The 10,089-nt window shown below is 37.9% G+C and carries 9 protein-coding genes, 1 pseudogene and 1 other annotated feature; of the genes and pseudogenes, 4 read left to right on the top strand and 6 right to left on the bottom strand.

What is annotated here, in order from left to right; translation table 11 throughout:
* The first annotated feature begins 176 nt into the window (after positions 1 to 176).
* Positions 177 to 1,145, top strand: coding sequence for a replication initiation protein RepM (gene repM / locus JMX82_RS13820; RefSeq protein WP_201540960.1), 969 nt, complete (start codon positions 177 to 179; stop codon positions 1,143 to 1,145).
* 210 nt (positions 1,146 to 1,355) lie between these two features.
* Here repM and JMX82_RS13815 read toward each other — a convergent pair whose 3' ends face one another.
* The 4 genes from JMX82_RS13815 to JMX82_RS13800 all read right to left on the bottom strand — a co-directional run bounded on the left by JMX82_RS13815 (position 1,356) and on the right by JMX82_RS13800 (position 4,557).
* Entirely contained in the window at positions 1,356 to 1,541 is a 186-nt protein-coding gene (locus tag JMX82_RS13815; RefSeq protein WP_201540959.1) for a hypothetical protein, read from the bottom strand.
* A 72-nt stretch (positions 1,542 to 1,613) separates the two neighbouring features.
* Positions 1,614 to 2,483 carry an HNH endonuclease gene (locus JMX82_RS13810; protein ID WP_201540958.1) on the bottom strand — a complete coding sequence of 290 codons (870 nt, stop codon included), beginning with the start codon at positions 2,481 to 2,483 and terminating at the stop codon, positions 1,614 to 1,616.
* The gene (locus tag JMX82_RS13805; RefSeq protein WP_201540957.1) at positions 2,480 to 3,154 is read right to left on the bottom strand and encodes a flagellar motor protein MotB; all 675 of its coding nucleotides are present in this window, start codon (positions 3,152 to 3,154) and stop codon (positions 2,480 to 2,482) included. Before JMX82_RS13805 ends, JMX82_RS13810 begins: the two co-directional genes overlap by 4 nt.
* Positions 3,155 to 3,156: 2 nt before the next feature.
* Positions 3,157 to 4,557: a hypothetical protein gene (locus JMX82_RS13800; RefSeq protein WP_201540956.1), complete on the bottom strand. Its 1,401-nt coding sequence runs from the start codon at positions 4,555 to 4,557 to the stop codon at positions 3,157 to 3,159.
* A gap of 275 nt (positions 4,558 to 4,832) precedes the next feature.
* On the opposite strand from JMX82_RS13800, the pseudogene JMX82_RS13795 reads away from it, so the two are divergent.
* Together JMX82_RS13795 and JMX82_RS13790 are read left to right on the top strand one after the other, a co-directional pair.
* A pseudogene (locus JMX82_RS13795) lies at positions 4,833 to 6,053 on the top strand (IS3 family transposase).
* Positions 5,108 to 5,224, top strand: a sequence feature (AL1L pseudoknot). (Overlaps the previous pseudogene by 117 nt.)
* Before the next feature lie 103 nt (positions 6,054 to 6,156).
* A complete protein-coding gene (locus JMX82_RS13790) occupies positions 6,157 to 6,414 on the top strand; it encodes a hypothetical protein (RefSeq protein ID WP_201540955.1) in 258 nt (85 codons plus the stop codon).
* A gap of 74 nt (positions 6,415 to 6,488) precedes the next feature.
* Here the strand turns inward: JMX82_RS13790 and JMX82_RS13785 are convergent, their stop codons facing one another.
* Together JMX82_RS13785 and JMX82_RS13780 are read right to left on the bottom strand one after the other, a co-directional pair.
* The gene (locus tag JMX82_RS13785; RefSeq protein ID WP_201540954.1) at positions 6,489 to 7,139 is read right to left on the bottom strand and encodes an Abi family protein; all 651 of its coding nucleotides are present in this window, start codon (positions 7,137 to 7,139) and stop codon (positions 6,489 to 6,491) included.
* A gap of 113 nt (positions 7,140 to 7,252) precedes the next feature.
* The gene (locus tag JMX82_RS13780) at positions 7,253 to 7,564 is read right to left on the bottom strand and encodes a mobilization protein MobS (RefSeq protein ID WP_201540953.1); all 312 of its coding nucleotides are present in this window, start codon (positions 7,562 to 7,564) and stop codon (positions 7,253 to 7,255) included.
* 256 nt (positions 7,565 to 7,820) lie between these two features.
* On the opposite strand from JMX82_RS13780, the gene JMX82_RS13775 reads away from it, so the two are divergent.
* A complete protein-coding gene (locus tag JMX82_RS13775; protein ID WP_201540952.1) occupies positions 7,821 to 9,893 on the top strand; it encodes a MobA/MobL family protein in 2,073 nt (690 codons plus the stop codon).
* Positions 9,894 to 10,089 lie beyond the last annotated feature (196 nt).

Below are 10,089 nucleotides of genomic sequence, written 5' to 3'. Positions count from 1 at the left end.
TGATGACGACATCTATCGGGTATGATGACGACATCTATCGGGTATGATGACGACATCTATCGGGTATGATGACGACAAATATAAATTTGACTAGATAGCGACAATATAATATTTTGTCGCTATCTAGTCAAATTTATGGAAGAGGTTTGTTAATGGAATCCAGTCAAGGTAGTAGTATGAGTAATCTAGTGGTTAAATCCAACCGATTGAACACAGCTATACAAAATTTATCATTAGTTGAAATTCGACTAATACAATTAGCTGTTATTGATAGCAGGGAAACTCAGACAGGATTAACAGCAGACAACCCTTTAAGGATATCCGCTAAGCGTTATGCGGAGTGCTTTGATGTAGATGTTGATACAGCTTATGATGTGCTTTTATCAGCAGAAGCAACACTTTTTGAGCGTAGATTTTCATTTATAAATGAGCGGGATAATCAAGTCAAAACACGTTGGGTAAGTCAGGTTGAATATATAAAAGGTGAAGGTTCAATTGAAATCATTCTGACACCAGCAGTGGTCAAAGAAATAACACGCATCGACGGTTTACAAACATTTTTTACTAAATATCTACTAGGGCAAACAGCAACGCTCAATAGCGTCTATTCAGTTCGTCTTTATGAACTTTTAATTCAATGGCGTAAAGCGAAGAGAACCCCATTATTTGACTTGGAGACATTCAGAGGTCAACTAGGCTTAGGGGTAGATGATTACAAGCGTATGAGCGATTTTAAACGTCGCGTGTTAGATGTTGCTGTTTCTGAGATCAATGACAAAACAGACTTGAAAATAAGTTATGAACAAGAAAAAAATAAAAGCTCAATCATAGGCTTTAAATTTAAGGTGCTTACTAAGAGCAAGCCTAAGGAGCGACAAGAAGAAACCGTAAGCCGTGACGCTCATACATCAGATATGTTCACTATTGATGGTTTATCCGACAAGCAGCTGTGGCGTATTAGTCGGCATAAAGAGTTTATAAGTACGTATAGCAGTCTTGCCAGAGGCGACGCTGGTAAGAATTGGACAGCATACAGCGACTTTATAGTCAGTGAGATCAAAAAGGACGCTTCTAAGTTCAGTAAGAAACGCCCTATACGTGAGTATTTAGATGGTAATGAAGAAGACTATGATTTCTCAAGATAACGACAGAAATGGACCACATAGAACAGACTGTTATAATTGGTTCCATTATATCAGTCTATTTTAAGTGGTCTGTTAATAGGTTTGAAGGGCGAAATAGCTAGTTTCCTTGGGGTATAGTTTAAGAAGATTGGCTCTTGTTTTAGTCAATAATAATTTTTGCAAGAAGTCTAACAAGTAAATATTAAGAGTGTTCAGACTTAATTTATTAATCTAACCAAAATAACCCGAATCTTCCTTATAAAAAAGCCAGCTAAATATAACAGCTATAACTAAGGCAGGAATTAAAACATACTGAATTCCAACTCCTACATAGGATAGTTGAGTAATTAAAAAAACTGTAAGTAGCAAGAGTGCAATGGATGCTCCTAAAAAAAACCTAAATAACTTCTTTCTCATTTTAATTTCCTTGTTGACGACTAAGCTTTACACTCAAAAAATTATGATTTTAAAAGAAAGAAAAGCGGTGAGTTATAATATACCTTGCTTTCTACGGATTTTTAGAACCTCTTGTAGACTACTATGAGCGTCAGCAGTATCGAGCATATGATTGTGCATTGGTTGATTTGCATGGCAACAAATACAAAGAGCTCTTAAATTTGAAATATTGTTTTCATTTTTTTGGCTATTTATATGATGGGTATGTAGTAGGGTTTTGCTATGTATTAAGTTAACACCACATTGCTCACATACCCATTTTTTAGAATTTTTATAGCTTTGGCTGATAGTATTCCAATCATCACTGTATGTATTAATCGACGAATTATTATTAGAAAATCCTTTCTTATCTATTAAAGATATTGGATACTTGGAAAAGAAATTCTTAATCTGGAAATAGCTAACACATTTATCCTTCTTTTCAGAGTTCCAGCCTTGGAAATAGCCATCCCAACGTAAAATCTCTAGACAATTTTTGCAAACACTTAGAGCATGATCTTCTTTTCTAACGGAATTACCACTAATAAAGTTTAAATGAAAACTATTCTCCGTATTTTTTGAGACAACATATCTTCTTTTTCTACCATCTTTAATCATTTGCTGTAGCGTCTTACAGTTCGCAACATGAAATTTAGGTAGCCTTACTTCATTGTTATATTCATTCACGTCACGTATATATACGATTACCCTCTCACCATTATAGGTTAACGTATGATCATTTAAAGGGATAATATCTGATACATTCTCAACTTCAATCCCGATAGTTTCAATTTGAAACTGAGTTCCCCAGCTCTGACTATTTATAAAACTTCCATAGGTGTTTTTATCTATACCCATGCGACTTTTCAAAGCGATGAAAGAGCTACTTTTAAAAAAATTGGGTAATTTGATAGTTATCATCATTGTTGCTGACCTAAATCACCAATAATATTATTTATATACTCATCAGCATTGGTTCTAACTCTAAACTCAACCCTTTGCGAACCTTGCTGGTTTTCTGTTCCATCAATATTATGTATTAGTTTGGAAGAAGATAGTCCATTAGCTGTTAACAGATCTTTACTCCATGCCTGAGTAGGGGTGTTTTTCTCAGAAAGAACATGCCTTAACACACTTAAAGTACGAGCTTGAGATAGTTGCATATTTGAAAAATAGGCTTCATTTTCCGATGCTCCAACTCGCCACTTACTTGAAGTGTGCCCTTCAATACGTATCTCTTCAATGCTATATTTATATTTTTCTTGATTAAGTAAATCGATATATCTAGGGAAAAAATCACTTAAAATACTTTGGAATTGAGGTTTTATAACGGATTGTCCAGTATCAAATAATACGTCTGGAGATTTAAACCTGACAACTAGGTTAGCATCATCGCACTCTGCGTCCCATTTCTCTAAATCGCCCGCAAATTCTTCACACAGCTCTTTACCCAATTCATTTTTTGATGTTGAGTAATCAGACACAGCACTGTTAACTTTAAGCATATACAAAACAGCGATAAGCATGAACATCATCATAAGGCCTGTCATTAAGTCCGCTAATGGTATCCAATGCCCATCTGAATTTTTTGCCATAATTAACGCCCACTATCTTGTGTAATTCTAGATATTCTAGCAAGAGCATCCGAAAGTTGATTATAATCGTTAGCAAATTTTTCTGTCATTGCAGATAACTGGCCCCCTAGTGTATTCAAAGACTCAAGCAAAGCTCGTTCAATCCCTTCAGTTAACGCATTTGTTTGGCTCTTAGTGTCATTTGATAGCTCAGAGACAGTACTGTTGAAATCTTTTGCTGAGCTTTGCATGGCAGTTGCTATACCCGAAACGTGGTTATTGAACCCTGTTGTCGAAGTCTGCATCGTGTTCGCTATACCTAATACTTGATTATTGAAATCTTTTGCTGAGTTTTGCATAGTCTCTGCTATGTCTAAGATTTGGTTATTAATTTGTGGCAAATCATTTGACGCCTGGCTAACTAGCTTTGATAAACTTCCTAACTGATTGTGAATAGCTTGTCGTTGGGTATCTAAGTTACCTAAAGTAACTTCTAAGTTTTCAGCAACATCTTTGAAAACTCCTGCATTATCTACAAATTTTTCTGAATTACTAGTTATAACTTCTGAGTTTTCAACTATCGAAGTGAACTGACTAATAAACGACTGAACAGTATTTGTAATAGTCGTTAGTGAGCTTGTAGAGGTATCAATATAATCTTTATACTGCTCTTGCCATATTAAAAGCTTTGATACCGCGTCATTCAAATGTTTAAAGTTTTCTCCAAACTGCTCACTTATTTTCTCATTAAAGTCTTTAATAACCTCTTGTAAAGCCTTAATTAACTCCTCTGATGATGATTTCGAAATTTTATCAAGTGCCTCGTTTTGAGCCCTTGTAAGCTCTTTGAGATTGTTATTATTTTCAAGTCTTAATTCCTTTATCTCTTTCAGGTGCTCTTGATTGAGCTCAAAATCTTTATTCTTAGACTCTGTAAGTTCTCTTAGGTTTTGACTGCTCTCAAGTCTTAATTCTTTTATTTCTTCCAATACCTCTCGACCAACTTCAAGCTCTCTGTTTTTAGATTCTGTGAGCTCTTTCATACTTTGATCATTTTCAAATCTTAAAGCTGTCAGCTCTTTTAATAATTCCCGACTAACATCAGACTCATCGATATATTCAGTTGTTTCAAGTAATTTTCTGAAGTTAAAGGTTAAAGCACCACCCACGCCGAATACCGAAGCCCAGAATGCAGTTTTCATACTATCAAGTAAAGCAGGTACGCTGTCCTGAATATTAACAGAGTCAAACCTAAGCAAACCTAACGCGATTGCGAAAAACGTAGCAAAGATCCCTAAGGTTGTGAGAATTGTAGGAGCTTGTTCGGATATTTTTTGGCTATAACGAACATGAAAAAACACTGTAAGAAGTATAATGAAACCAATAAAAAATAAAGTTTCATTACTCAAATTTCCCATACCCATTGCAATACTCCTAACTAATTATAAAAAAAATGCGTTCCACGCATCAACTGTAAAGGGATTGCTAAAATTTTCAGAGGCCAAGCCTAACATATATAAATGCAATATAAGATTAATCCTTTCAAATACACGATAAAACTGGAACAGTAGATGTTCCAAAATATAGAGTAATAGTAAGACGCAAGGCATAATTCAGTATCTGAATAAATCTATTAATTAGGTAATCTATGAACCGCCCCGGTATTATCGGAGACTCAACACTCTGAGAGAATGCGACAATGAAAACACGAAACTACACTCCTGAGATTAAAGAACGCGCCGTTCGTATGCTGATCGAAGCAGCAAACGACTACCCCTCTACCTGGTCAGCCATCCAAGCCATTGCCCCTAAAATTGGCTGCACGCCTGAACCCCTGCGATCCTGGCATAAAAAGCATATCGATCAAACTATTCCTGCCTCAGTGCAAGCGCAAAGCCAAGAGCAGCGTATCAAAGAGCTTGAACGCGAATGCAGAGAGCTTAGACAAGCCAATGAAATCATTAGGAAAGCAGCTGCTTTTTTCGCCCAGGCGGAGACGAGGCATTCACACAAGTAATGATCAGTTTTATTGATGATAACAAAGCTGAGTATGGGGTCGAGCTGATCTGTAGAGTCCTACAGATTGCCCCGTCAACTTATTATCGTGCTCAAGACTTGGAGAGAGTTGCCCTGAAAAGCGCTCATTACGCAGTCAGCATGACGACATTTATCTGGCTGAGATTAAACATATCAGCCAGGACAGCAAATGCCGTTACGGTGCACGTAAAGTATGGCAGCAGATGAAAGCTGACGGGTTAAAGGTTGCTCGTTGTACCATAGAGCTTTAATGAGCCAGCATGGCCTACAAGGCGTTTGGCGCGGTAAAGGTAAAATAACAACTCACAGTCGTGATGATCAAAAGCGTGCTGCTGACTTGGTTAATCGTAACTTTAGTGCTCATCGCCCTAACCAGCTATGGGTGGCTGACTTCACCTATATAAAAACGACTAGCGGCTGGGTGTATACCGCCTTTATTATTGATGTATTTGCTCGCGATATTATGGGCTGGAAGGTCTCTAATCGCATGAACACGGATATGGTGATGGCGGCATTAAACCAAGCAATAGCAGATAGAAACAATCCCAAAGATGTCATTCATCACAGTGATCGCGGGGTTCAGTACTTATCCATTCGTTACACAGATAAGATGGCTGACTCTGGCGTGATTGCTTCTGTTGGTACAACAGGCGATTCATACGACAACGCATTGGCTGAAACGGTCAATGGCCTATATAAGTCTGAGGTGATACATTATTTAAAAGAGAGCTGGATTGGCATTAACGATGTTGAATTAGCCACGCTTGAATGGGTGGACTGGTTTAATAAAACCCGTTTGCATAGCACGATTGGTTATGTGTCACCCTTTGAGTTTGAAAAGCGGTATTATGATAATTTAAATCTGTCAGGCATCGCTGCCTGACTCAAATAAATCACTCTCCGATAAAGTCGGGGCGGTTCAATAACTACATTCAAGGTCTCTAACTAGGTAATTTTCGATACTATCAAAAATGAGGTGTTTTACTATGTTGAAAGGTTTATTTAAGTTTTTTAGAAAAGCTGACGTAGAAGTTTGCGCAGCATTAAATAAATTTACCGATGGAATGAATAAGGCTAGCGAGGAATTAGATAGAACAATTGAGAGAAACATAAAAAAACGAGATGAAGCACAAAAAGATTGTGAACAGCATGAAAAAAAAATAGCGAAAGAAGCTGGGTTCGAGACTGTAGAAGAATGGCGTCAACATGTGGATAAAATGATTAACGATATAATGAAAAGATAAAATAATTGATAACATATAGAGCGGTAAATTCGGGAGTTTCCTAAAAACTGTGCAACTGCTTATAATTTTAGATCTCAAGGCTTGTTGCTCAATAGCGAGGCTACGTTTTGGTTTAAGCTCAACCATTGAGCGGTATCCCCACACCTATAGCCTATTATTTTTATAATTGCCTTATAATCCTCATCGAGTTTTCTTCTAAATATTGGTTCATGATGGGCTATACGGTTTCTTAACTTTCGGATTTTTTCCAAATTATTGTATATCTCACCTCTCAATTCCTTTATTTCAACAGTAGTATCCGCATTAGGAAAGATGAGTCTAAAGTGAGGGAGCCATAACTGGTCATCATGACGACTGGTAAACATTTTTTGCCAAAACACGAAGTTCAGTTCAGGTATCACTTTGTTGACATCAGATAATTTATCCCTTGCTTGCTTTAGGTTGTTTCTTGGATTGTAGCCATACTTAGGGTTAGGTAATGTATTTATAAAACCATTATCCCAAGGCCATTGGTTACCATGTAGCTTAAACAGCCCCTCTGAAACCGCGTTTCTGATAGTCACCTCACAAATATGTAGGCAGGGAAAGAATGCGCCTGATATGTTTGCGTTCCATAGATATAATCTTAAAGCACCTTCTAAGTCAGAAGCTTCTCTTTCGTAAGTAGATAGTCTTGGTGAGGATAGAGTACCCTTTACCATTTCACCGTTAACAGTTGAATTCATACTTAGAAAGCCTTATAATCAAGTTGTGAGCTAGGGGTATCGTAGGTTAACACCTCCCCCCTAGACAGTTGCGAAAACCCTGCCTTTGTGCAGGGTTTTCTTTTTTAATTTTATCAAATATTTCTTTCAATATTTGCTTTGTCTTCATTATTTTCAGCTGCCATAGTACCACCCAAGTTTTCAACTAGACCTTTTAATAGCTCCCTATCCGTTTCTCTCGTTAAATATTCGGGCAGTTTCTTAGCGATATAGCCTTTTAATCCATGTACCTGATCTTTTTCTAAAGTATCAATAAGAAAAGCACCTAGTAGTATTTTTTGCCGTGTTAGCTTTTTATCTAGCTTCTGCTTCTCCCTATTTATTTTAAGCTCAAGATCATTAATCTTCTGCTGTTCTTTTAAATCATTACCGCCAAGTAAGCTCATAACTCTTCCTTTAATTACCAAAATTATATTCCTTATAACTATAGCAACTTTGCCAGACTCTAACAATCTACTATGATATAGTTAATTGACGGATGGTTGAGTCCCACTGACTAAGTGCGAGTTTTCGACTTCACAAATGTTTATTCCCTACGGTCATACATTTATGAAGTCAAAACATCGGCAGGGGTAAACCCCCACACCCCCCAGCACTACGAAAAGATGTAGTGCTAAAAAATAACAGATAGAGATTTCAGAAATGGCTATTTTTATCGCATCGACTAAATCAATATCACGAAGCAGTGGGCAAAGTGCCGTTGCTAGTGCGAGCTATCGCGGAGGTGTTGAGCTTGAAGATAAGCGATATGGCAAGACCCACGACTACTCAAAAAAGCATGGCGTGATGAGTGCGGATATTATTTTACCGTCAGCGTTGGCAGCAGCCAACGCTGAAATTTCACGTAGTGATTTATGGAACAACGCAGAGTCAGCAGAGAAAAGAAAAGATGCGCGTGTGGCTCGCGAATGGCTGGTTAATCTACCGCATGAATTAAGCGCAGAAGACCGAAAAGAGCTGGCGCACCAGTTCGCCCAAACCTTAGCAGATCGTTACGGCACAATAGCAGATTGTGCTATCCATCAACCCACACAAAAAGAGATTGATCGGGGCGCAGACCCGCGTAACTTCCATGCTCATATCCTGTTCACCACGCGCACCGCAGAACTTGATGATAATTTTGAGATCGTATTGAAAAATAAGGCGACCATTGAGCTATCAGATAATAAGCGGCGTTCGCTTGGACTAGAGCGCGTCAGCGAGGAAATCAAAGAGGTTCGAAAAATTTGGGAGCAGACGGCAAACGATAAACTAGCCGAGCATAATCTTAACTTTATCGATAGTCGTAGCTATGCAGATCAAGGCAAAGATATTGAGCCGCAGCTTAAAATGGGTTCGGTTGCGACGAAGCTGGAGCGTGACGCATACGAAAAGGCTAAAAAGAAAGCCTTAGATAATGAGCAAGAATTTACTGGCATCGCACCAGTGACGATCAGAGGTGAGATTAACGCTATGATCGCAGAGCGTAATAGCTTGGTGCTAGAAGCGTCTAACAAAATTATTTTTGAGAGAGAGAACCGTGACCGAATTGATAGAGTTAATCGAACGCTTGGAGAAATCACTGACAAAATCAAATACACAGAATCAGTCATTGATAGAACGCAACGAGTCATTGATGAAAACGCAGTCAGAACTAGAGACGCAGAATCAGCAAGTGGTTGGGCAGCTAAACGATGTGAGAACTTACCAGAAGTCATTGGTGAAATTACTAACAAGCACGAGGGAATCTTATCAGTTGGTGAGTGGGCAGCTAAACGATGCAAAAACCTACCAAACTGGATTAATGCAACAAAACAAAGAGCTACAAACAGCAAATCAGAAGCTTCAAGAATCCATAACAGCATTACAGAAAGAGCAAAACCAGCCCCAAGCCCTTTCGATAACAAGTACGAACGAGCCTTTTTTGAGCGAAAAAGACGAATTGATCGAGCAATTAGAGAAACAGATAACAAGCTTAACGGATCGAAATTCGGAGATATTCAAAGAAGTAATGATGTTAAGGACGCAGCTAAGACGCTAGCTTATATATTGCTTGACCGGCATACAAAAGGACGTTTTGACAAGAGGCAACTGACGGTACTTGATGACTTTGCGAAAAAACTAGGGGTCAATGAAAGCCAAGGTTCAGATTTTAGACAAAATATAAGGCTCGCTACCGACAAGATCAATACTGTCGAAATATTAGAGGATAATCCTCACGTATTTCGCTTGTTAAACTTCCCTTCACAAGAAAGGGAACATTACCAAACAGTCACAGCAGATTTTGATAAGTTTATCGCTCATGTAGACAAACAGAGGGCTGAGCTAAAAAAAGAATATCAAGCAAAACTAGGTAGAAATGATACTAGCAGAGTAACCGCAGAGATTTTAACAGTAAAACCTTATCTAACTGCTTTAACCAAATATGCGAATAACAGTGACAAAACAGATGAGAGCAGAGCTTTAGCAGAGCAACATATAAATAAGACTATTAGATTGACTGCTAAGCAATACAAGATCGCATGCGAAGGACTAAATACACTAAGTAGTACTGAGAGCGCCCAGAAGCATGCTAAAGAGCTTGGGGACAGTTTAAGTAGCTTTACTACTGATTATGCTGAAAAGTTAACTGAGGTTGATTTAAGAAGCATTAATGAAGGTTTAAAAGTAATCGATAGAGGAATAGAGATTAGTAATACAAGTCAGAGTAGAAATAATCCATTACCAGGTTTCTAATCTTATATATCCCCTTTTTTTATTACTTATACACAACTAAAAAGCTTTTAATGCTTTTAAAGGCTTTTAAATGCTTTTCAGTACTCTGAAAGCTATATGTAGTAAGGTCTATATTAATGTGATGACGACATCTATCGGGTATGATGACGACATCTATCGGGTATGATGACGACATCTATCGGGTATGATGACGACA

The sequence above is a fragment of the Psychrobacter sp. 1044 genome, assembly GCF_904846525.1.
Lineage (GTDB): Bacteria > Pseudomonadota > Gammaproteobacteria > Pseudomonadales > Moraxellaceae > Psychrobacter.
This window is presented reverse-complemented; position numbering and strand designations above follow the sequence as displayed.

Coding starts and splice junctions, on each gene's coding strand:
- JMX82_RS13780 (WP_201540953.1), bottom strand. CDS start 7,564: ATGAGCTTACTTGGCGGTAATGATTTAAAAGAACAGCAGAAGATTAAT.
- JMX82_RS13785 (WP_201540954.1), bottom strand. CDS start 7,139: ATGAATTCAACTGTTAACGGTGAAATGGTAAAGGGTACTCTATCCTCA.
- JMX82_RS13810 (WP_201540958.1), bottom strand. CDS start 2,483: ATGATGATAACTATCAAATTACCCAATTTTTTTAAAAGTAGCTCTTTC.
- repM (WP_201540960.1), top strand. CDS start 177: ATGAGTAATCTAGTGGTTAAATCCAACCGATTGAACACAGCTATACAA.
- JMX82_RS13775 (WP_201540952.1), top strand. CDS start 7,821: ATGGCTATTTTTATCGCATCGACTAAATCAATATCACGAAGCAGTGGG.
- JMX82_RS13790 (WP_201540955.1), top strand. CDS start 6,157: ATGTTGAAAGGTTTATTTAAGTTTTTTAGAAAAGCTGACGTAGAAGTT.
- JMX82_RS13805 (WP_201540957.1), bottom strand. CDS start 3,154: ATGGCAAAAAATTCAGATGGGCATTGGATACCATTAGCGGACTTAATG.
- JMX82_RS13815 (WP_201540959.1), bottom strand. CDS start 1,541: ATGAGAAAGAAGTTATTTAGGTTTTTTTTAGGAGCATCCATTGCACTC.
- JMX82_RS13800 (WP_201540956.1), bottom strand. CDS start 4,557: ATGGGTATGGGAAATTTGAGTAATGAAACTTTATTTTTTATTGGTTTC.